This is a genomic window from Pseudomonas putida, from assembly GCF_001941965.1.
GTDB classification, from domain to species: domain Bacteria; phylum Pseudomonadota; class Gammaproteobacteria; order Pseudomonadales; family Pseudomonadaceae; genus Aquipseudomonas; species Aquipseudomonas putida_L.
The window spans coordinates 192,251-215,174 of record NZ_MKZO01000067.1; the positions used below are offsets into that span (position 1 = coordinate 192,251).

A 22,924-nucleotide genomic window follows, 5' to 3' on the forward strand; every position below is an offset into this window, starting at 1 on the left:
TCAGGCCTTGTTCTTCTGCGCCAGGGCCGCCTTGACGAAGCCGCTGAACAGCGGGTGACCGTCACGCGGAGTCGAGGTGAACTCAGGGTGGAACTGGCAGGCGACGAACCATGGGTGGTCCTTGGACTCGACCACTTCCACCAGCGCGCCGTCGCCGGAGCGACCGGATACTTTCAGACCGGCGTCGACCAGTTGCGGGAGCAGCTTGTTGTTCACTTCGTAGCGGTGACGGTGACGCTCGACGATCACGTCCTTGGCGTAGCAGTCGTGGACCTTGGAGCCGCTTTCCAGCTGGCACTCCTGGGCGCCCAGGCGCATGGTGCCGCCCAGGTCCGACGCTTCGGTACGGGTTTCAACGGCGCCGGTGGCGTCTTCCCACTCGGTGATCAGGCCGACGACCGGGTGACCGCTGTTGCGATCGAACTCGGTGGAGTTGGCGTCCTTCCAGCCCATGACGTTACGGGCGAACTCGATGACCGCCACCTGCATGCCGAGGCAGATGCCCAGGTACGGCACCTTGTTCTCGCGAGCGTACTGGACCGCGGTGATCTTGCCTTCCACGCCGCGCAGACCGAAGCCGCCCGGGACCAGGATGGCATCGACGCCTTCCAGCAGGCCGGTGCCCTGGTTCTCGATGTCTTCGGAGTCGATGTAGCGCAGATTGACCTTGGTGCGGTTCTGGATACCGGCGTGGCTCATCGCTTCGATCAGCGACTTGTACGCGTCCAGCAGTTCCATGTACTTGCCGACCATGGCGATGGTCACTTCGTGCTCTGGGTTGAGCTTGGCATCGACGACCTTTTCCCACTCGGACAGGTCGGCGCCATTGCATTGCAGGCCGAAGCGCTCGACGACGAAGTCGTCCAGGCCCTGGGCGTGCAGCACGGCAGGAATCTTGTAGATGGTGTCGACGTCTTCCAGCGAGATGACCGCACGTTCTTCAACGTTGGTGAACAGCGCGATCTTGCGACGGGACGACACGTCGACCGGGTGGTCGGAACGGCAGATCAGCACGTCAGGCTGCAGGCCGATGGAGCGCAGCTCCTTGACCGAGTGCTGGGTCGGCTTGGTCTTGGTCTCGCCTGCGGTGGCGATGTACGGGACCAGGGTCAGGTGCATCAGCATCGCGCGCTTGGAGCCGACTTCGACCCGCAGCTGGCGGATGGCTTCGAGGAACGGCTGCGACTCGATGTCGCCGACAGTGCCGCCGATCTCGACCAGGGCCACGTCGGCATCGCCGGCGCCCTTGATGATGCGACGCTTGATCTCGTCGGTGATGTGCGGGATGACCTGGATGGTGGCGCCCAGGTAATCACCACGACGCTCCTTGCGCAGCACGTGCTCGTAGATGCGGCCGGTGGTGAAGTTGTTGTTCTGGGTCATGGTCGTGCGGATGAACCGCTCGTAGTGGCCCAGGTCAAGGTCGGTCTCGGCGCCGTCGTGGGTGACGAACACTTCGCCGTGCTGGAACGGGCTCATGGTGCCCGGGTCGACGTTGATGTACGGGTCCAGCTTGAGCATGGTGACCTTGAGCCCCCGCGCCTCCAGGATGGCCGCCAATGAAGCCGAGGCAATGCCTTTCCCCAATGAAGAAACAACACCGCCCGTGACGAATATGTAGCGCGTCATGAAAAACCCTAGAAGTCTGCGTTAAAGCGGTCAGTGCCGCCGGGGAAAGCGAAGGAAGGCCGAAGCCCCCGATCACCTGCGTCAATCACAGTGCATCCGAAAATACTGCCGCGTCTGTACAGACCGGGGGTTGAAATCCCGGTACGGAGCTCGCTACACATTTTGAGAATCGCCCAGCAAAAAACTGCTTGGTAATCGGCAACTCCTGCGGCTCGAATCGGGCTCACAGAAGCTGTATCAAGAAGGGAGCGTAGTCTACCCGAAGATGCCCATCACCTCAAACCTTGCTCACTCGTCGGTACATGCCACACAAGTTGCAAATCGCCATCAACGAGGTCCGGGAAGTTGGCGACGGCGATCAGACGGTCACCTGCGAACAGCAGTGGCAAGCGACCGCGAACGAAGGCGGGAACCCCGCGTTCATTGAGCAAACGCTTGAGATCGCGATGGCCGCGAGCGGCGATGTTCATGTGTTCGCCGCCCTGGCGGTAGGCGATCCGCAGGGTCTCCCTGGGCTTTTTACCCCTGATTAAAAGGAAGCCGTTGCCAGGCAGTTCCAGCGCCGAGGGTGGATCTTTCCAGCATTGCGCCCCATCGGGAGCGCCGAGCCACTCGCCACTCAACCAGTAGATGCGCTCACCGGCCCGATGCAGCTCGCCATCGGCGAGTTTCCAGATCGGTGAAGCGTCGGGGCGGGCATCGCGTAGAGCGTCCCAGCCGGCCCAGTGATCGGCATCGGGCAGGCGGGTGAAACAGGCGAGCCAGAACCTAAGGACATTGCGCTGACGCGCTGGAGAAAGCCGGAGCAACCCTGGCAAATGCAAGGATGGAAGACCGAGCCAGGGAAAATCATCCTGCGTCTGGGCTTGCTCCAGATCGTCCGAGGCCAGTTCATCCAGCAACTCACCCGCCTCGGCGAGATGACCGGCAGTACGGGCCAGCGTGCGACTGACTTGTGGCCAGCGCGAGGCCAGGGCCGGAAGCACTTCTTGTCGCAGGTAATTGCGCGTGAAGCGGGTATCGCCGTTCGACGGGTCTTCGATCCAGTCCAGGCCACGATCACGGGCATAGCGAAGAAGCTCGTCACGAGAGCTGTCGAGCAAGGGCCGAAGCAGCCAGGCGTCACCCAGCGGCCGCAGTTCGCGCATGGCCATCAACCCGCGCAATCCGGCGCCACGCAGCAAGCGCAGCAGCAACGTTTCGGCCTGGTCCTCGCGGTGCTGGCCGGTCAGCAGTACCTCACCGTACCGCAGGACTTCGCTGAAGGCGGTGTAGCGGGCATTGCGCGCGGCCTGTTCGAGGCTGGCGCCCTCTTCCACCGTGACATGGCGAACCAGCAGTTCGACGCCCAGTGAGTTGCACAGGCGCTGACAGTGTTCTGGCCACGCATCCGCGACCGGTTGCAGGCCGTGATGGACGTGGATGGCGCGCAATGCCGGGCGATCCTTCATGGTTGCCAGCAGGTGCAGGAGTACCGTGGAATCCAGTCCGCCCGACAGCGCCACGCACCAGCCCGGCGCATTCTGCCAGTTGGCGAGCTTGTCCTCGAGGCGGGATGCGAGGTCGGTCATGTTCAGGATCCAATAAAGCAATTGGGGCCGCTTCGCGCCCCTTCGCGAGCAAGCTCGCTCCCACAAGAGGTGCATATTGCACATTCCTCTGTGGGAGCGAGCTTGCTCGCGAAGGGCTGCAAAGCAGCCCCAATAAGCTGACAGGATGGCTTCAGATCAGAGACCGTAGCTCATCAGACGGTCATAACGGCGCTTGAGCAGCGCGTCGTTGTCGAACTTCTTCAGCATGTCCAGTTGCTGGATCAGCTCGCCACGAACCGAGGCAGCCATCACGGCAGGATCACGGTGCGCGCCGCCCAGCGGCTCGGAGATGGCCTTGTCGACGATGCCCAGGCCTTTCAGGCGCTCGGCGGTGATACCCATGGCTTCGGCAGCATCGGCAGCCTTCTCGGCAGTCTTCCACAGGATCGAAGCGCAACCTTCCGGCGAGATCACCGAGTAGGTCGAGTATTGCAGCATGTTCAACTGGTCGCAGACACCGATGGCCAGTGCACCACCGGAACCACCCTCACCGATGACGGTAGCGATGATCGGGGTCTTCAGACGCGCCATCACACGCAGGTTCCAGGCGATGGCTTCGCTCTGGTTGCGCTCTTCGGCGTCGATGCCCGGGTAGGCGCCCGGGGTGTCGATGAAGGTCAGGATCGGCATCTTGAAGCGTTCGGCCATTTCCATCAGGCGGCAGGCCTTGCGGTAGCCTTCCGGACGCGGCATGCCGAAGTTGCGACGCACCTTCTCGCGCACTTCACGGCCTTTCTGATGACCGATGACCATCACAGGACGGTCTTCCAGGCGGGCGATACCGCCAACGATCGCGGCGTCGTCGGCGAAGTGACGGTCGCCGTGCAGTTCATCGAACTCGGTGAAGATGTGCTCGATGTAGTCCAGGGTGTACGGCCGGCGCGGGTGGCGCGCCAGGCGGGCGATCTGCCAGCTGGTCAGATTGCCGAAGATGCTCTTGGTCAGCTCGCTGCTTTTATCCTGCAGACGGCCGATTTCATCGCCGATGTTCAGCGAGTTGTCATTGCCGACCAGGCGCAGCTCTTCGATCTTGGCTTGCAGGTCAGCAATCGGCTGTTCGAAATCCAGAAAATTCGGGTTCATAGGCATCCGTCTTGGGTCGACGGCCAGGCGGCCGGCCGGTTGATCCGTTTGGCGCCCTACCTTAAGGGATCAGGCGCGTTCAGGTCGAGATTAAAAATTCATCGATAGTGCAAAAAGACGTTCTCACGGCCGAACTGGTCACGCAGGGCCTGAATCAAGCCGTCGGCCGGGTCGATCCGCCAGTCTTCGCCGAACTGCAGCTGGGCCTTGGCGTCGCTGCCGGTGTATTCCATGCTCACCGGACAGGCACCGCGATGGCGTTTGAGCAGCTCGCCCAGCCAGGCCAGACGGTCGCCCTTGAGCGCGTCGGCGTGGATCTTCAGGCGCAGGCTATCGGCCAGGTTGGTCCGCGCATCCTCCATGCTCATCACCCGCTTGACCCGCAGGCGCAGGCCGCCGGAGAAGTCGTCGTTGCTGACTTCGCCCTCGATCACCACCATCGCGTCGTTCTGCAGCAGCGACTGCGAAGCCATGAAGGCGTCGGCGAACAGCGAGGCCTCAATCCGCCCGGAACGGTCGTCGAGAGTGACGAAGCCCATCTTGTCGCCCTTCTTGTTCTTCATTACCCGCAGGGCAATGATCATTCCGGCGACGGTCTGGGTATCGCGCGCCGGCTTAAGGTCGATGATGCGTTGCCGGGCGAAGCGGCGGATCTCGCCTTCGTATTCGTCGATCGGGTGGCCGGTGAGGTACAGGCCCAGGGTTTCCTTCTCGCCGCGCAGCCGCTCCTTCAAGGTCAGCTCGCGGGCCTTGCGGTGGCTGGCGTAGACGTCGGCATCCGGCTCGTCGAAGAGGCCGCCGAACAGGTCGGAGTGGCCGCTGTCGTGGGTGCGGGCGGTCTGCTCGGCGGACTTGATCGCCTCTTCCATGGCCGACAGCAGCACCGCGCGGTTCTGGTCGACGCTGGCCTGGTAGGCCTTGATCTCGTCATGGAAGAACGGCCCGAGACGGTCCAGCGCGCCACTGCGCACCAGGGCATCGAGGGTACGCTTGTTGATGCGCTTGAGGTCGACGCGGTGACAGAAGTCGAACAGGTCCTGGAACGGTCCGCCTTCGGCCCGCGCCTCCATGATCGCTTCCACCGGGCCTTCCCCGACGCCCTTGATCGCACCGAGGCCATAGACGATGCGACCGTCGTTGTTCACGGTGAACTTGAAGTCGGAGAAGTTCACGTCCGGCGCGTCGAGGCGCAGCTTCATGCTGCGCACTTCCTCGATCAGGATCACCACCTTGTCGGTGTTGTGCATATCCGCCGAGAGCACCGCAGCCATGAAGGGAGCCGGATGGTGGGTCTTCAGCCAGGCGGTCTGGTAGGAGACCAGGCCATAGGCGGCGGAGTGGGATTTGTTGAAACCATAACCGGCGAATTTTTCCACCAGGTCGAAGATGTTGCCCGCGAGGTCGCCATCGATGCCGTTGTTGGCGCAACCTTCGATGAAACCGCCGCGCTGCTTGGCCATTTCCTCGGGCTTTTTCTTACCCATGGCCCGGCGCAGCATGTCCGCGCCACCCAGGGTGTAGCCGGCCATGACCTGGGCGATCTGCATCACCTGTTCCTGGTACAGGATGATCCCGTAGGTCGGCGCCAGGACTGGTTGCAGGCCTTCGTACTGGTAATCCGGGTGCGGATAGGCCAGCTCGGCGCGGCCGTGCTTGCGGTTGATGAAGTCGTCCACCATGCCCGATTGCAGCGGACCGGGTCGGAACAGCGCGACCAGTGCGATGAGGTCTTCCAGGCAGTCGGGCTTGAGCTTCTTGATCAGCTCCTTCATGCCGCGGGATTCAAGCTGGAACACCGCCGTGGTTTCGGCCTTTTGCAGCAGCTCGTAGGTCTTGCGGTCATCCAGCGGGATGAAGTCGATATTGAGATCCGGCAGGTTCTGCTTGGCCTGCTCGCGGTTGATGATCTCCATCGCCCATTTGATGATGGTCAGGGTGCGCAGGCCGAGGAAGTCGAACTTCACCAGGCCCGCCGCCTCGACGTCATCCTTGTCGAACTGGGTGATCAGGCCGCCGCCCTCTTCGTCACAGGCGATCGGCGAGAAGTCGGTGAGCTTGGTCGGTGCGATCACCACACCACCGGCGTGCTTGCCGGTACCCCGGGTGACACCCTCGAGCTTGAGGGCCATGTCCCAGATTTCCTTGGCGTCCTCGTCGGTCTTGAGGAAATCGCGGAGAATTTCTTCCTGCTCGTAGGCCTTTTCCAGGGTCATGCCCACTTCGAACGGAATCATCTTCGACAGACGATCCGCCAGGCCGTAGGACTTGCCCTGCACCCGCGCTACGTCGCGCACCACCGCCTTGGCCGCCATGGTGCCGAAAGTGATGATCTGGCTCACCGCATTGCGCCCGTAGGCCTCGGCCACGTATTCGATCACCCGGTCGCGGCCGTCCATGCAGAAGTCGACGTCGAAGTCGGGCATGGAAATACGTTCGGGGTTGAGGAAACGTTCGAACAGCAGGTCATAGGCCAGCGGGTCGAGGTCGGTGATCTTCAGTACGTAGGCCACCAGCGAGCCGGCACCCGACCCCCGGCCCGGACCGACCGGCACGTCGTTGTTCTTGGCCCACTTGATGAAGTCCATAACGATGAGGAAGTAACCGGGGAAACCCATCTGGATGATGATGTCCAGCTCGAACTTGAGCCGGTCCAGGTAGGTCTGGCGCTTCTCTTCGTAGTTGGGCGTGGTTTCCTTGGGCCAGAGCACCTTGAGGCGCTCCTCCAGGCCTTCGTGGGACACGTGGCGCAGATAGTCGTCGATGCCCATGCCGTTGGGCGTGGGGAAGTCAGGGAGGAAGTACTTGCCCAGTTGCACCGTGATATTGCAGCGCTTGGCGATCTCGACGGTGTTTTCCAGGGCCTCGGGCAAGTCGCTGAACAGCTCGGCCATTTCTTCCGGGCTTTTCAGGTATTGCTGGTCGCTGTAGTTGCGCGAACGGCGCGGGTCATCCAGTGCGCGGCCTTCGCCGATGCACACGCGGGTTTCGTGGGCGTCGTAGTCCGACTGCTTGATGAAGCGCACATCGTTGGTCGCCACCAGCGGCGCACCCAGGCGATCGGCCAGGGCCACGGCGGCGTGCAGGTATTCTTCGTCGCCGGCGCGGTTGGTGCGCTGGACCTCGACGTAGAAGCGATCAGGGAACATCTCCATCCAGTCCCGCAGCAGCGCTTCGGCCTGGGTCTCATGACCGTTCATCAGGGCCATGCCGATATCGCCTTCCTTCGCGGCGGACAGGGCGATCAGGCCCTGCGCCGCTTCGGCAATCCATTCGCGCTGGATGATCACCAGGCCGTTGCGCTGGCCGTCGGTCCAGCCACGGGAAATCAGCTCGGTCAGGTTGCGGTAGCCCTGGGCATCCATCGCCAGGAAGCAGATGCGTGCCAGCGGGTCTTCCGCGTCGTCACCAGCCAGCCACAGGTCGGCGCCGCAGATCGGCTTGATCCCGGCGCCCATGGCGGTCTTGTAGAACTTGACCAGCGAGCACATGTTGCTCTGGTCGGTCACGGCTACCGCCGGCATGTTCATCCCGACCAGGGCCTTGGCGAGCGGCTTGATCCGCACCAGTCCGTCGACCAGTGAGAATTCGGTATGCAGGCGAAGATGAACGAAGGAAGCCGACATGATGATCCTATAGCAGCGCAAAACGACAAGGCCCGGATTGTACCGGGCCTCGATCAAAACATCAGCCGGTGCAAAACGAACCGGACTGAAGGTGAATGCCTGGGGTCAGACCAGGCTGGGCTGACCACCGGCCAGCACCTGGGCCTCATAGGCCGCACGCACGGGGGCGAAGGAGCGCCGGTGGATCGGCGTCGGACCCAAGCGAGCCAGCGCCTCCAGGTGGACGGGGGTCGGATAGCCCTTGTGCCCGCCGATGCCGTAGCCCGGGTAGATCAATTCGAAAGCGGACATTTCACGGTCGCGGGTGACCTTGGCCAGGATCGACGCGGCAGCGATGGCCGGCACCTGACTATCGCCCTTGATCACGGGTGAGGCTGGCACCTGCAGTTTTGGGCAGCGGTTGCCGTCGATCAGCGCCAGTTTCGGGGTGATATGCAGGCCTTCGACCGCGCGCTGCATGGCCAGCATGGTGGCGTGCAGGATGTTCAGCTCGTCGATCTCGTCGACTTCGGCGCGGGCGATGCAGAAGCTCAGGGCCTTTTCGCAGATCTCGTCGAAAAGTTTCTCGCGACGTGCCTCGGTGAGTTTCTTCGAGTCGTTGAGGCCGAGGATCGGCCGCGCCGGATCGAGGATCACCGCAGCCGTCACGACCGCGCCGCACAGCGGGCCACGGCCGACCTCGTCGACACCGGCGACAAGGTCCTCGACCAGGCTGAAGTCCAGTCCCATTTGCATTTATCGATCTTCCAGCAGGGCCAGCACCGCCTCGGCTGCCTGGTTCGAGGCATCGCGGCGCAAGGTGCGGTGAATCTGGTCAAAGCCTTCGGTCTGTTGCGTACCGTCGCGCACCAGCGGTGCCAGGGTCTGCGCCAGGGCCTCCTGGGTGGCGGCCTCCTGCAGCAGCTCGGGCACCAGCAGGCGCTGGGCCAGCAGGTTGGGCAACGAGACGTAAGGGCTTTTCACCAGACGTTTGAGAATCCAGTAGCTCAAGGGCGCCAAGCGGTAAGCGACCACCATCGGACGCTTGAACAGCAGGGCTTCGAGGGTTGCGGTACCGGAGGCGATCAGCACCGCATCGCAGGCCGCCAGGGCCTGGTGGGACTGGCCATCGAGCAGGGTTAGCGGCAGGTCGCGTCCGGCGAGCATCTGCTCCAGCTGCGCACGGCGCGTGGCGTTGGCACAGGGCGAAACGAAACGCACCCCCGGCACCAGTTCGCGCAGGCGCTGCGCAGTATCGAGGAACAGGGCGCCCAGGCGGCCAACTTCGCCACCCCGGCTGCCCGGCATCAGTGCCACCAGCGGTCCGTCCGGTAGGCCCAGCGCCTGGCGCGCAGCCTGGCGATCCGCCTCAAGCGGGATGGTGTCAGCCAGTGGGTGCCCGACAAAACGCACCGGCACGCCCTGCTCTTCGTAGAACTTCGCCTCGAAGGGGAACAGGGTCAGCATCAGGTCGCAGCCTTCGCGGATCTTCAGCACGCGCTTCTGTCGCCAGGCCCAGACCGACGGGCTGACGTAGTGCACGGTCTTGATCCCGGCCTGACGCAGCTTCAGTTCGATATTGAGGGTGAAGTCGGGCGCGTCGATGCCGATGAAGACATCGGGCTTTTCCTCGATCAGGGTCTGGATCAGCAGCTTGCGGCGCTTGAGCAACTCCGGCAGACGGCCCAGCACTTCGACCAGGCCCATCACCGCCAGGCGTTCCATCGGGAAATAGGACGTTAGGCCCTCGGCTTCCATCAGGGGGCCGCCAACACCGATAAAACGAATCTCCGGATGACGGGCTTTGAGTGCCCGCATCAAACCCGAGCCGAGAATGTCGCCGCTGGCCTCACCGGCCACCAGCGCTACGCAGAGAGCCGGCATATCAGCGGGTGATGCCGCGGGCGGAGTTCTGGATCGACTGGCGGAACAGTTCGACTTCAGGGAACTGCTGCGACGAAGCCTCCAGCTCGACGATGGCCTGGTCGACGGTCAGGCCCTGGCGGTAGACCACCTTGTAGGCACGACGCAACGCATGGATGGCGTCTTCGCTGAAACCGCGACGGCGCATGCCCTCGAAGTTCATGCTGCGCGCCTCGGCCGGGTTGCCGAACACCGTGACGAAGGCCGGCACGTCCTTGCCGATCGCCGTCCCCATGCCCGAGAAACTGTGGGCACCGATATGGCAGAACTGGTGGACCAGGGTGAAACCGGAAAGGATCGCCCAGTCATCCACGTGCACATGACCGGCCAACGCGGTGTTGTTGACCAGGATGCAGTGGTTGCCGATCACGCTGTCGTGGCCGATGTGGGCATAGGCCATGATCAGGTTGTGATCGCCGAGGGTGGTTTCCGAACGGTCCTGCACGGTGCCACGGTGAATGGTCACCCCTTCGCGGATGACGTTGTTGTCACCGATCACCAAGCGCGTAGGCTCGCCTTTGTACTTGAGGTCCGGCGTGTCTTCGCCAACCGAGGAAAACTGATAGATGCGGTTATTGCGGCCGATACGGGTCGGCCCCTTGAGCACTACGTGCGGACCGACGACGGTCCCCTCCCCGATCTCGACATCCGGGCCGATGATCGACCAAGGACCGACCTCGACACCGTCGGCCAGCCTGGCCGAGGGGTCGATGATTGCCCGAGGGTCAATCAAACTCATAGTTTGCGTTCCGCGCAGATGATCTCGGCGGAGCAGACAGGCTTGCCGTCGACCGAGGCCTGGCAGTCGAACTTCCAGATCTGGCGCTTGCAGCTGATGAATTTCGCTTCGAGGATCAGTTGATCACCCGGCAGTACCGGCTGGCGGAAGCGCAGCTTGTCGGAACCGACGAAGTAGTAGAGGGTGCCGTCCGTCGGCTTGGCATCGAGCATCTTGAAGCCGAGGATGCCGGCAGCCTGAGCCATGGCCTCGATGATCAGCACACCCGGCATGATCGGGTGCGCCGGGAAGTGACCATTGAAGAACGGCTCGTTGATGCTGACATTCTTGTAGGCACGAATGCGCTGACCCTCGACGTCCAGTTCCACTACCCGGTCCACGAGCAGGAACGGATAACGGTGGGGCAGGTATTCGCGAATCTCGTTGATGTCCATCATTTCTGGGGGAAGCCTGTAGTGAAGATAGGGAACACGTGCAGGGCGCCGTGCACCTTTGGCCATTCGGGACCGCCCATGGGCAGCCCCGCAGCCTTGATCAGGAAAAAAGTATCAGCCATCAGATGATGGCTGGCCGCCGGAGGTCACGGCGTCAACGCGCTTTTCTACCTGTTGAAGTCGTTTGGCCATGTCGTCCAGCTGGCGAATCCGCGCGGCGCTCTTGCGCCAGTCGCCGAGCGTTTGCATCGCCGTACCGGAAGAATAGCCGCCTGGCTCGGTGATGGAGCGGGTGACCATGGTCATGCCGGAAACGAAGACGTTGTCGCAGACATCGATGTGACCGACCATGCCGACGCCGCCGGCGATGGTGCAATGCTTGCCGATCTTCGTGCTGCCGGAAATACCGACACAGGCCGCCATGGCCGTGTGGTCGCCGACCTGCACGTTGTGGGCGATCTGGATCTGGTTGTCGAGCTTGACCCCGTCACCGATGCGGGTGTCGGCCAGTGCACCGCGGTCGATCGCGGTATTCACGCCGATTTCCACATCATCACCGATGGTCACGCCACCGATCTGCGCAATCTTCTGCCAGACACCTTTCTCGTTGGCGAAGCCGAAGCCTTCACCGCCGAGCACCGCACCGGACTGGATGACCACGCGCTTGCCGATGCGCACGTCGTGGTACAGGGTCACGCGCGGGGCAAGCCAGCCGCCATCGCCGATCACGCTGCGGGCACCGATGAAGCAATGGGCACCGAGGGTGACATTGGCGCCGATCACCGCACCGCTCTCGATGACCACGAACGGACCAACACTGGCGCTGGCATCGACCTGCGCGTCCGCCGCCACCACGGCGCTGGGATGAATTCCCGCCACAGCCTTGGGTTTGGGGTCGAACAGGTGGGAGATGCGCGCGTAGGCCAGGTACGGATCGGGCACGATCAGGGCGTTGCCGGAGAAACCTTCGGCATCGGCGGCACGCAGCAACACCGCAGCCGCCTGGGTATCACCCAGGTATTTGCGGTATTGGGGATTGGCCAGGAAGCTCAATTGGCCGGGGCCGGCTTCCTGCAGGGTCGCAAGACCAGTGATGTCGAGTTCCGCGGGACCTTTCAGGGTCGCGCCGAGGAACTCGGCCAACTGGCCGAGTTTCATGGTCGCCGTCATATCAACGGGACTGGTTCATGCGCTCGATGACCTGGCGGGTGATGTCATACTGAGGCTTGACATCGATGACCGCGCCACGCTCGAGAACCAGGTCGAAACCGCCTTTCTTGATGACTTCCTCGACAGCGCCATCCAGTTTCGGCTTGAGCTGCTTGAGCATGTCACGGTCGGCAACCGCCTTGGCTTCGTTCAGTTCCTTGGACTGGAACTGGAAATCACGGGCCTTTTGCTTGAACTCAAGCTCCAGACGCTCGCGCTCGCCCTGAGCCATCTTGTCGCCGCCCTTGACCAGACGGTCCTGGATACCCTTGGCGCTGCTTTCCAGGTTCTTCAGCTTGGTCAGTTGCGGACCGAACTTCTTCTCTGCATCCACCGCGTAGGCCTTGGCCGCATCGGATTCCAGCAGGGCCATCTGATAGTTCAGAACGGCAACCTTCATTTCGGCAAAAGCCGGGGTCGCGACCAGGGCCGCAGCCAGTACAGCCAGTTGAGTCAACTTACGCACGATGCACTCCTACAGAATCCGTTGTCGTTTACGTGGACCAGACCCTTAGAAGGTCTGACCCAGAGAGAATTGGAACACCTGGGTATCGGCATCGTCCGGTTTCTTCACCGGCATCGCCAGGCTGAAGCTCAACGGACCTAGTGCGGTAATCCAGGTCACACCCAGGCCGACGGAGCTGGCCAGGCCGGAAAGGCCGAACTTCTCGCAATCTGGCTTGGAGCCGCAATTGGTGTCGTAGACGTTACCCATATCCCAGAATACCGAGGTACGCAGGGAACGCTGGTCCTTGACGAACGGCAGCGGGAACAGCAGTTCGACACCACCCTGCACGAGGACGTTACCACCGAACGGCAACGGATCCTGGTCCGGGTCGGTCGCGGTACCACGGGCGGCGTTGGCCTGGCTCGGGGTACTGCGTGGACCGAGGCTGCTGTCCTTGAAGCCACGCACCGAGTTGAAACCACCCGCGTAGTAGTTCTCGTAGAACGGCAGGCCCGAGGTGGAACCATAACCGTCGCCATAACCCAGCTCGGTATGCAGGCGCAGGGTGTAGTCGTTGCTGAGCGGCTTGAACAGCTGACCACGGTAGTCGAGCTTGAAGAACGACAGGTCGCTACCTGGAGTGGTGGCTTCCAGGGTCAGGCTCTGCGAGTGACCACGGGTTGCCAGCACGCCCTTGTTCAGGGTCGACTCGGACCAGCCGGCGGACGCCTTGAAGTTCAGGAAGCTGTCATCGCCTTCCTTCTCCAGGAAGTCGAAGATCTCGTCAACGGTATAGGTACCGGTCTTGATCTTGTCCTGCTGCACGCTCAGGCCGAAGGTCAGGCGCGACGTCTCGCTGATCGGGTAGCCGACGTTGACACCGGCACCCAGGCTGTCCACCGCATAGCTCGCCACGTCGACGTCGAGGTCGTCGTAGTTGGTGGTGCGGTAGAACGCGTTGTAGCCCAGGCTAACGCCATCGGCGGTCCAGTAGGGGTCCACGAAGCCGAAGTTGTATCGGCTCTGGTATTCGGAACGGGTCAGGCCGATGGAGACCTTGTTACCGGTACCGAGGAAGTTGTTCTGGCTGATCGAACCGCCGAGGATCAGACCGGCGCTCTGGGCGAAACCGACGCTGGCGGTGATCGAACCGGAGGCTTGCTCTTCCACGGTGTAGTTGACGTCGACCTGGTCGTCGGTGCCGGGAACGGCCGGGGTCTCGACGTTGGCTTCCTTGAAGAAGCCCAGGCGCTCCAGACGGGTCTTGGACTGGTCGATCAGGTAGGTCGAAGCCCAGCCGCCTTCCATCTGGCGCATTTCGCGACGCAGCACTTCGTCCTCGGACTTGGTGTTGCCACGGAAGTTGATGCGGTTGACGTAGGCACGCTTGCCCGGATCGACGACGAAGGTGATGTCGACGGTATGGTCTTCGTCGTGCGGCTGAGGCACGCCGTTGACGTTGGCGAAGGTGTAGCCTTCGTTACCCAGGCGACGGGTGATCAGCTCGGAGGTGGTGGTCATCACCTTGCGCGAGAATACCTGTCCAGGCTGGGCCAGCAGCAGCGCCTTGACCTGGTCTTCCGGAACCTTGAGGTCGCCGGACAGCTTCACGTCACGAACGGTGTACTTCTCGCCTTCGTTGATGTTGACGGTGATGTAGACGTGCTTCTTGTCCGGGGTAATGGATACCTGGGTGGAAGCGATGTCCATGTTGATGTAGCCGCGGTCCAGGTAGTAGGAGCGCAGGCGCTCGAGGTCACCGGAGAGCTTTTCGCGGGCGTACTTGTCGTCGTTCTTGAAGAACGACAGCCAGTTGGTGGTCTTGAGTTCGAACAGGCCCTGCAGGTCATCGTCGGAGAACACGGTGTTGCCCACGACGTTGATGTGCTGGATGGCCGCGACCGTGCCTTCGTTGATCTTGATCTTCAGGCCGACGCGGTTGCGCGGCTGCGGCACGACCTCGGCGTCGACCTCGGCCGAGTAGCGGCCCTGGGCGACGTATTGGCGTTGCAGTTCGTTACGCACGCCTTCGAGGGTGGCACGCTGGAAGATCTCGCCTTCGGCCAGGCCGGACTGTTTCAGGCCCTTCATCAGGTCTTCGGTGCTGATCGCCTTGTTGCCCTCGATCTCGATGCTGGAGACCGACGGACGCTCGACGACGTTGATGATCAGGACGTTGCCATCACGGCTCAGATTGATGTCCTGGAAAAACCCGGTCTTGAACAGGGAACGGGTCGACTCCACCAGGCGACCATCATCCGCCTGGTCACCGACGTTCAAGGGCAGGGCACCGAAAACGCTGCCGGCGGAAACCCGCTGCAGACCGTTGACGCGAATATCGGAGATGGTGAAGGACTCGGCGTGAACTTCAGCGATCATCAGTGCGGCGAGAGCCGCAGTTAGCAGCAGACGTTTCATGAAGTCCTTTTTTATTCCAACTGGCAATAGACGACCCACCGCAAGGACGCGGCAGGCTCGCAATTGAGCGAAGCGTTACAGTCGACCCAAATCGTTGATCAGGGCGAGCAACATCACCCCGACTACCAAACTGATACCGATCTGGACCCCCCAACCTTGCACCCGGTCCGACAGCGGACGCCCACGCACCCACTCGACCAGGTAAAACAGCAAATGCCCCCCATCCAGTACCGGAATGGGCAGCAAGTTAAGAACTCCGAGGCTAATGCTCAGATAGGCAAGGAAATTCAGGAAATCTCCGAGGCCCGACTGGGCTGAAGCGCCCGCCACTTTAGCAATGGTTATCGGTCCGCTCAAGTTTTTTACCGAGAGCTCACCGAAGAGCATTTTCTTCAGTGATTCGAGGGTCAGGACACTCATGGTCCAGGTCCGGGAAAGCCCCTCGCCCACCGCTTCCAGCGGGCCATAGCTGACTTCGCGGAGCATTTGCGCCGGCCACTCGGCCTGGGCCACGCCGGCCCCGAGGTAGCCGGTAGCGGCCTTGCCTTCGCCACGACTGGCCAGGGTCACCGGCAGTTCCAGGCGCGCGCCATGGCGCTCAACGCCCAGCACCACGCGGCTGCCAGCACGACTGCGCACATTGTCGACCACCTGCTGCCAGTCGCTCAGCGCCTGGCCGTCGAGGGTCAGCAGGCGATCGCCGGTCTTCAGGCCGGCCGCCTGGGCCGGGCCTTGCGGATCGAGCTCGGAAAGCACCGGGGCCAGGGCTGGACGCCACGGGCGAATACCCAGCGAACTGATCGGGTCCGGCTCATCGGCGCCCTTGAGCCACTGGTCGAGGGTTACGGTATAGGTGTTATCGGTGGTCGCGCCCTCGCTGCGCACATCCACCCGCAGCGGACCGCTTTCACCCAGGCGCCGGACCAGTTGCAAATTGACCGCAGCCCAGCCAGTGGTCGGCTTGCCATCGATGGCTACGATTTCCTGACCCGTGCTCAGCCCCGCCACCGCAGCCAGGCTACCCGGCTCGACATTGCCGATGACCGGACGCACCTGCTGGCTGCCCAGCATGGCCAGGATCCAGAAAAACAGGATGGCAAGCAGGAAGTTGGCGATCGGTCCGGCAGCGGTGATGGCAATGCGCTGGCCGACGGTCTTGCGATTGAAGGATTGCTCGAGCAGAGCGGATGGTACGTCGCTCTCGCGCTCGTCGAGCATCTTGACGTAGCCGCCCAGGGGAATGGCGGCGATCACGAACTCCGTGCCCTGGCGATCATGCCAGCGCACCAGCGGCGTGCCGAAGCCCACGGAGAAACGCAGGACCTTCACACCACAGCGACGAGCCACCCAGAAGTGCCCGAACTCGTGAAAGGTAACCAGTACACCCAGTGCGACCAGGGTGCCGATGATCATGTAGAGCGCGCTCATGTCTTTCTCCGAATAACGTTCAACCGGGCGGGCTCGACACACTCAACGCCCGTGACGCGTCAACCACTCGCCCGCCAGCTCGCGTGCGCGCTGGTCGGCAGCGAATACCGCATCGAGCGAGCCGACGGCAACCACCGGCTCACGCTCAAGCACCTGCCCGATCATACTCGCGATCTCCGGGAAGCGGATGCGCCCCCGAAGAAAGGCTTCCACCGCGACCTCGTTGGCGGCATTGAGCACCGCCGGGGCGCTGTTGCCGGCTTCGGCCGCTTCCCGGGCCAGGCGCAGGCAGGGGAAGCGCTGTTCGTCCGGCGCCTCGAATTCGAGACGGGCGATGGCGAACAGGTCCAGTGCCGGCACCCCGGAGTCGATCCGCTCGGGCCAGGCCAGGGCGTTGGCGATCGGGGTGCGCATGTCCGGGTTGCCCAACTGGGCCAGGACAGAGCCGTCGACATAATCGACGAGGGAGTGAATCACACTTTGCGGATGCACCACCACCTCGACCCGGGACGGCGGCGCATCGAACAGCCAGCAGGCTTCGATCAACTCGAGCCCCTTGTTCATCATGCTCGCCGAGTCCACCGAGATCTTCCGGCCCATGGACCAGTTGGGGTGGGCGCACGCCTGCTCGGGGGTGACCCGCTCCAGCTCGGCCGGCGAAGTCTGACGGAACGGGCCGCCGGACGCCGTCAGCAGGATCCGACGCACCCCGACCTGATCCAGGCCGCGGGCATAGTCGCCCGGCAGGCACTGGAAGATGGCGTTGTGTTCGCTGTCGATGGGCAGCAGCACCGCGTTATTGCGCCGTACCGCGTTCATGAACAAGGCACCGGACATCACCAGCGCCTCCTTGTTGGCCAGCAGGACCTTCTTGCCCGCCTCCACCGCCGCCAGGGTCGGACGCAGGCCCGCGGCACCGACGATGGCCGCCATGACCGCATCGACCTGCGGGTCGGCCGCCACGGCACACAGGCCACGCTCACCCACCAGCACCTCGGTGCGCGAACCGGCCGCGTCGAGACCGGCACGCAGGGTAGCGGCCGACGCCTCGTCCGGCACCACGGCAAACACCGGCGCATGCTTCAGGCACAGCGCCAGCAGTTCATCCAGACGGGAATAGCCGCTCAGGGCGAAGGTCTCGTAGCGATCCGGATGGCGGGCGATGACATCCAGCGTGCTCAGACCGATGGAGCCGGTGGCCCCGAGCACGGTAATACGTTGCACGCGACTCACATCAGGCCCCAATGCAGGACGGCGAACAGGGGAATGGCGGCGGTCAGGCTGTCGATGCGATCGAGAATGCCACCGTGCCCCGGCAACAGGTTGCTGCTGTCCTTGATCCCTGAACGACGCTTGAACATGCTCTCGGTCAGGTCGCCAACCACCGAGCCCATGACGATCAGGGCCGCACCGAGCAGCGCAAGGATCAGTTGCCCCACGCCCCAGTCACGGGACAGACCCACGCACAGGGTGATGACCAGGCTCAACGCCAGGCCACCGTAGACACCTTCCCAGCTCTTGCCTGGGCTGACTTCGGGGGCCAGCTTGCGCTTGCCGAAGGCCCGACCGGAGAAATAGGCGCCGATATCGGCAGACCAGACCAGCACCATGACCGCGAGAATGAGCCAGTTACCCATCTCCGCCCGCTTGAGCACCATCAGCCCCTGCCAGGCCGGCAGCAGGATCAGCGCGCCGATCAGCAGGCGGCAGGCGACGCTGGCCCACAGCTCGCTGCTGCGCGGGTAGGTCATCACCAGCCAGGTCGCCACGCCCCACCACAACACCGAAGCCCCGAGGATCCAGGGTTCCAGGTCAGGCATCAGGTACAGCAGCATCAACAGGCCAGCGATCACCGCAGCGTAGGCCACCCGCACCACCTGAGAGACCAGACCGGCAAGCCGGGCCCACTCCCAGGCGCCGAGGGAAACCACCAGGCCGATGAACAGGGCGAAGTCCGAGCCATCGAGCAGGAAGAACCCGCCCAGGGCGATCGGCAACAGGATCAGTGCGGTAATGATGCGTTGCTTGAGCATTAGGCACGGGCTCCAGCTTCGACCTGCTCGCTGGTTTTACCGAAACGGCGCTGGCGCGAAGCGAAATCGGCCAGCGCAGTGCGCATGGCCTCGTGTTTGAAGTCCGGCCAGAAGAGGTCGGAGAAGTACAACTCGGCGTAAGCCAGTTGCCACAGCAGGAAGTTGCTGATGCGATGCTCGCCACCGGTGCGGATGCACAGGTCCGGCAGCGGCAGGTCGCCCGTAGCCAGGCAGGTCTGCAACAGCTCGGGAGTGATGTCTTCCGGACGCAGATGACCGGCCTGGACCTCGCGCGCCAGGCGCTGGGCAGCCTGGGCGATATCCCACTGGCCACCGTAGTTGGCGGCGATCTGCAGGATGAAGCGATTGTTGCCGGCGGTCAGCGCTTCGGCTTCACGCATGGCGGCCTGCAGCTCGGGATGGAACCGCGAACGGTCGCCAATGATGCGCAGGCTGATGTTGTTCTCGTTGAGGCGCTTGGCTTCCCGGCGCAAGGCCGAGAAGAACAGCTCCATCAACGCCCCGACCTCATCGGCCGGGCGTTGCCAGTTTTCGCTGGAGAAGGCGAACAGGGTCAGCACTTCGACCTTGGCCTCGGCGCAGACCTCGATAACGGCCCGCACCGCGTCCACACCTGCCTTGTGCCCGGCGACGCCGGGCAACAGGCGCTTCTTCGCCCAGCGATTATTTCCGTCCATGATGATCGCGACGTGGCGCGGCACCGAGGACGGCACACCCTGCTTGCTCTTTTCCATTAAAAAAGCCCCGACCTTAAACGGCCATCAGGTCCTTTTCTTTTGCTTCCAGAGCTTTGTCGACTTCGCCAACGTACTTGTCGGTGAGCTTCTGCAGCTCGTCGGACGCACGACGCTCTTCGTCTTCGCTGATTTCCTTGTCCTTGGCCAGCTTCTTCAGGTCGGCCAGGGCATCGCGACGCACGTTGCGCACGGCAACCTTGGCGTCTTCGGCAACACCGCGCGCCTGCTTGGTGTAGCCCTTGCGGGTTTCCTCGGTCAGGGCCGGCATCGGTACACGGATGGTGGTACCGGCGCTGCTCGGGTTCAGGCCCAGGTCGGAGGTCAGGATGGCCTTCTCGATCGCAGCGCTCAGGTTCTTGTCGTGAGCGACGATCTTCAGGGTACGGGCGTCTTCGACGGAGACCGCAGCCACCTGGTTCAGCGGCATCTCGCTACCCCAGGCCGGGACCTTGACGCTGTCCAGGATGCTCGGGTGGGCGCGACCGGTACGGATCGCCGCCAGGTTGCGACCCAGGGCCTCGATGGACTTGCCCATGCGGTCCTGTGCGTCTTTCTTGATATCGTTGATCATTCTTCGCCTTCCTCGATCAGAGTTCCTTCAGCGCCGCCCACTACGATGTTCAGCAAGGCGCCAGGCTTGTTCATGTTGAAAACCCGCAACGGCATCTTGTGGTCACGGCACAGGCAGATTGCGGTCAGGTCCATCACACCCAGCTTGCGGTCGAGCACTTCATCGTACGTCAGACGATCGAATTTCTCGGCATGCGGATCCTTGAACGGATCGGCAGTGTACACGCCGTCGACCTTGGTTGCCTTCAGCACGACGTCAGCATCGATTTCGATGGCGCGCAGGCACGCGGCCGAGTCGGTGGTAAAGAACGGGTTGCCGGTACCGGCGGAGAAGATCACCACGTCGCCGGAGTTCAGATGGCGGATACCCTTGCGGCGGTCATAGTGGTCGGTGACGCCGACCATGGAAATGGCCGACATGACGATGGCGGGGATGTTCGAGCGCTCCAGGGCGTCGCGCATGGCCAGGGCGTTCATCACGGTCGCCAGCATGCCCATGTGGTCACCGGTCACGCGGTCCATGCCGGCCGCACTCAGGGCCGCACCACGGAACAGGTTGCCGCCACCGATGACCAGGCCAACCTGGACGCCGATACCGACCAGTTGGCCGACTTCGAGGGCCATGCGATCCAGCACCTTCGGGTCGATCCCGAAGTCTTCCGAGCCCATCAGGGCCTCGCCGCTAAGTTTGAGCAAAATGCGTTTATAGCGAGGTTGACGACCAGTAACCTGCTGAGCCATTGCGAATCTCTCCTGCGGCGTTTGTATAAATTCCGGGCGGGCTGTTTTCAGCCTGCGCCAACTGTAGCTTGGCACCCACGGGGCGCCAGCGCGCTGGCGAATCTCGGCTTGTGGCACGAAAAGCGCCTGCGCTTTGACAAAGAGGCTGCGCGCGTGAGCGGGCAGCCTCTTTGGGGCGACAGATGTGAATCCGTCTTATTGCTTCTGGGCAGCAGCCACTTGAGCGGCAACTTCGTCAGCGAAGTTGTCGACTGGCTTCTCGATGCCTTCACCTACCGCGAAGCGGGTGAACGAAACGATTTCAGCGCCGCCTTTCTTGGCCAGAGCACCCACGGTGATTTCCGGATCCTTGACGAAGGCTTGCTCGACCAGGCTGGCTTCAGCCAGGAACTTGGTGATACGGCCGCTGATCATCTTCTCGACGATTTCAGCAGGCTTGCCTTTCATCTTGTCTTCGTTGAGGCTCAGGAACACGCCTTTCTCGCGCTCGATCGCTTCAGCGGAAACTTCCGATGGCAGCAGGAACTCAGGGTTGCTGGCAGCCACGTGCATGGCGATGTCCTTGGCCAGCTCGACGCTGCCGCCCTTCAGGGAGACCACGACGCCAATCTTGTTGCCGTGCAGGTACGAACCCAGAACGTCGCCTTCAACACGCGCCAGACGGCGGATGTTGACGTTTTCGCCAGTCTTGGCAACCAGAGCGAGGCGAGCCTCTTCCTGGGCTTCGATCAGCGGAGCGACGTCGGTCAGCTTGTCGTTGAAGGCTTTTTCGACGCTGGCAGCAACGAATGCCTTGAAGTCGTCTTGCAGGGCCAGGAAGTCGGTCTGCGAGTTGACTTCGATCAGAACGGCGGTCTTGCCGTCGTCCTTGATGGCGATGGCGCCTTCGGCGGCAATGTTGCCAGCCTTCTTGGCAGCCTTGATGGCGCCCGAAGCGCGCATATCGTCGATGGCTTTTTCGATGTCGCCGCCGGCTTTGGTGAGGGCTTTCTTGCAGTCCATCATGCCTTCGCCAGTGCGCTCACGCAGTTCCTTGACCAACGCTGCAGTAATTTCTGCCATTTCAAAATCCTCTTGGATAGGTTTTCAACCATTCCACCCGCGATTAACGGGGGCTCAATTCTGGAAATCAACAGCCTGTCTCATAGGCGGCGCGTCGATGATGCGGACACTTGGCGACAGGAGGATTTCAAGGTGGCAAAAAGGGGGCCTAGCCCCCTTTTTGCGTGCCAAGTCGACGCGAGCGTCGCTTACTCGGCAGCTGGCACTTCTTCAGCGTAAACTTCGGTGCCGCCGGCAACGTTGTTGCGACCACGGATGACGGCGTCAGCCATCGAACCCATGTACAGCTGGATAGCGCGGATGGCGTCGTCGTTACCTGGGATAACGTAGTCAACGCCTTCCGGGCTGCTGTTGGTATCGACAACGCCGATGACCGGGATGCCCAGCTTGTTGGCTTCGGTGATAGCGATGCGCTCGTGCTCGACGTCGATCACGAACAGTGCGTCCGGCAGGCCGCCCATGTCCTTGATACCACCCAGGCTGCGATCCAGTTTTTCCAGATCACGGGAGCGCATCAGGGCTTCTTTCTTGGTCAGCTTGGCGAAGGTACCGTCTTCAGCCTGGGTTTCCAGCTCGCGCAGACGCTTGATCGAAGCGCGGATGGTCTTGTAGTTGGTCAGCATGCCACCCAACCAGCGGTGGTCGACGTACGGCGAACCGCAACGTGCTGCTTCTTCAGCTACGATCTTGCCAGCGGAACGCTTGGTGCCGACGAACAGGATCTTGTTCTTGCCCTGGGCCAGACGCTCTACGAAGGTCAGAGCCTCGTTGAACATTGGCAGGGTTTTTTCCAGGTTGATGATGTGAATCTTGTTGCGCGCGCCGAAAATGAACTTGCCCATTTTCGGGTTCCAGTAACGGGTCTGGTGGCCGAAGTGCACACCGGCCTTCAGCATATCGCGCATGTTGACTTGGGACATGATAGTTCCTTGATAAGTCGGGTTGGGCCTCCACGCATCCCAATGACCAACCCGCAGATCCAGTGGATCGGGGCACCCAGGTCACCGTGTCGATACGTGTGTGGGTTTGAGCTTTGGGGGCCATCCCCACAAAGCGGCGCACTTTATACCACACTCGGATGACCAACGAAACCTGATTTGCCAATCATGTTCAGGCCGTGGCATCACGCCGGGGATCACGCCAGAATGCCATCATCTATATAGGCAACCATGCGCCGCGCGAGCCCCAGAACCCCCGCAGGCTCTGTTAGAATCGCCCCTTTCCTGTTCGCCCGCGCCGCGAAGGCGCCGTAGAG

Annotated in this window: 19 protein-coding genes; all 19 read right to left on the reverse strand. The window is 62.5% G+C overall.

The window, feature by feature from the left end:
* Positions 1 to 1,629 (reverse strand): CTP synthase, encoded by a 1,629-nt coding sequence (locus PSEMO_RS28450; protein ID WP_075806202.1) that lies wholly within the window; start codon positions 1,627 to 1,629, stop codon positions 1 to 3.
* A gap of 272 nt (positions 1,630 to 1,901) precedes the next feature.
* On the reverse strand, positions 1,902 to 3,200 hold the full coding sequence (gene tilS / locus PSEMO_RS28455) for a tRNA lysidine(34) synthetase TilS (RefSeq protein ID WP_075806203.1): 1,299 nt from the start codon (positions 3,198 to 3,200) through the stop codon (positions 1,902 to 1,904).
* Positions 3,201 to 3,356: 156 nt separating this feature from the next.
* A complete protein-coding gene (gene accA / locus PSEMO_RS28460) occupies positions 3,357 to 4,304 on the reverse strand; it encodes an acetyl-CoA carboxylase carboxyl transferase subunit alpha (RefSeq protein WP_075806204.1) in 948 nt (315 codons plus the stop codon).
* Positions 4,305 to 4,402: 98 nt separating this feature from the next.
* A complete protein-coding gene (dnaE, locus tag PSEMO_RS28465) occupies positions 4,403 to 7,927 on the reverse strand; it encodes a DNA polymerase III subunit alpha (protein WP_075806205.1) in 3,525 nt (1,174 codons plus the stop codon).
* A gap of 105 nt (positions 7,928 to 8,032) precedes the next feature.
* Positions 8,033 to 8,662 (reverse strand): ribonuclease HII, encoded by a 630-nt coding sequence (gene rnhB / locus PSEMO_RS28470; protein WP_075806206.1) that lies wholly within the window; start codon positions 8,660 to 8,662, stop codon positions 8,033 to 8,035.
* On the reverse strand, positions 8,663 to 9,790 hold the full coding sequence (gene lpxB, locus PSEMO_RS28475) for a lipid-A-disaccharide synthase (protein ID WP_075806207.1): 1,128 nt from the start codon (positions 9,788 to 9,790) through the stop codon (positions 8,663 to 8,665).
* Position 9,791: 1 nt separating this feature from the next.
* Positions 9,792 to 10,568, reverse strand: a complete 777-nt coding sequence (gene lpxA, locus PSEMO_RS28480) for an acyl-ACP--UDP-N-acetylglucosamine O-acyltransferase (RefSeq protein WP_075806208.1) — start codon at positions 10,566 to 10,568, stop codon at positions 9,792 to 9,794.
* Entirely contained in the window at positions 10,565 to 11,005 is a 441-nt protein-coding gene (gene fabZ, locus PSEMO_RS28485; RefSeq protein WP_009395253.1) for a 3-hydroxyacyl-ACP dehydratase FabZ, read from the reverse strand. Before fabZ ends, lpxA begins: the two co-directional genes overlap by 4 nt.
* Before the next feature lie 111 nt (positions 11,006 to 11,116).
* The gene (gene lpxD, locus PSEMO_RS28490; RefSeq protein ID WP_075806209.1) at positions 11,117 to 12,172 is read right to left on the reverse strand and encodes a UDP-3-O-(3-hydroxymyristoyl)glucosamine N-acyltransferase; all 1,056 of its coding nucleotides are present in this window, start codon (positions 12,170 to 12,172) and stop codon (positions 11,117 to 11,119) included.
* 1 nt (position 12,173) lies between these two features.
* Positions 12,174 to 12,677 carry an OmpH family outer membrane protein gene (locus tag PSEMO_RS28495; protein WP_075806210.1) on the reverse strand — a complete coding sequence of 168 codons (504 nt, stop codon included), beginning with the start codon at positions 12,675 to 12,677 and terminating at the stop codon, positions 12,174 to 12,176.
* Positions 12,678 to 12,722: 45 nt separating this feature from the next.
* Positions 12,723 to 15,077 carry an outer membrane protein assembly factor BamA gene (gene bamA, locus PSEMO_RS28500; protein ID WP_075806211.1) on the reverse strand — a complete coding sequence of 785 codons (2,355 nt, stop codon included), beginning with the start codon at positions 15,075 to 15,077 and terminating at the stop codon, positions 12,723 to 12,725.
* A 75-nt stretch (positions 15,078 to 15,152) separates the two neighbouring features.
* The gene (rseP, locus tag PSEMO_RS28505; protein WP_075806212.1) at positions 15,153 to 16,505 is read right to left on the reverse strand and encodes a sigma E protease regulator RseP; all 1,353 of its coding nucleotides are present in this window, start codon (positions 16,503 to 16,505) and stop codon (positions 15,153 to 15,155) included.
* 42 nt (positions 16,506 to 16,547) lie between these two features.
* On the reverse strand, positions 16,548 to 17,738 hold the full coding sequence (gene ispC, locus PSEMO_RS28510) for a 1-deoxy-D-xylulose-5-phosphate reductoisomerase (RefSeq protein ID WP_075806213.1): 1,191 nt from the start codon (positions 17,736 to 17,738) through the stop codon (positions 16,548 to 16,550).
* Positions 17,735 to 18,538 (reverse strand): phosphatidate cytidylyltransferase, encoded by an 804-nt coding sequence (locus PSEMO_RS28515; protein WP_075806214.1) that lies wholly within the window; start codon positions 18,536 to 18,538, stop codon positions 17,735 to 17,737. Before PSEMO_RS28515 ends, ispC begins: the two co-directional genes overlap by 4 nt.
* Positions 18,538 to 19,293, reverse strand: a complete 756-nt coding sequence (gene uppS, locus PSEMO_RS28520) for a polyprenyl diphosphate synthase (protein WP_075806215.1) — start codon at positions 19,291 to 19,293, stop codon at positions 18,538 to 18,540. The genes PSEMO_RS28515 and uppS overlap by 1 nt, the downstream gene beginning before the upstream one ends.
* 16 nt (positions 19,294 to 19,309) lie before the next feature.
* Positions 19,310 to 19,867, reverse strand: coding sequence for a ribosome recycling factor (frr, locus tag PSEMO_RS28525; protein WP_075806216.1), 558 nt, complete (start codon positions 19,865 to 19,867; stop codon positions 19,310 to 19,312).
* Positions 19,864 to 20,607, reverse strand: a complete 744-nt coding sequence (pyrH, locus tag PSEMO_RS28530; protein ID WP_075806217.1) for a UMP kinase — start codon at positions 20,605 to 20,607, stop codon at positions 19,864 to 19,866. Before pyrH ends, frr begins: the two co-directional genes overlap by 4 nt.
* Before the next feature lie 195 nt (positions 20,608 to 20,802).
* The gene (gene tsf / locus PSEMO_RS28535; protein ID WP_075806218.1) at positions 20,803 to 21,669 is read right to left on the reverse strand and encodes a translation elongation factor Ts; all 867 of its coding nucleotides are present in this window, start codon (positions 21,667 to 21,669) and stop codon (positions 20,803 to 20,805) included.
* A gap of 188 nt (positions 21,670 to 21,857) precedes the next feature.
* Positions 21,858 to 22,589, reverse strand: a complete 732-nt coding sequence (rpsB, locus tag PSEMO_RS28540) for a 30S ribosomal protein S2 (protein WP_075806219.1) — start codon at positions 22,587 to 22,589, stop codon at positions 21,858 to 21,860.
* Positions 22,590 to 22,924: the final 335 nt, after the last annotated feature.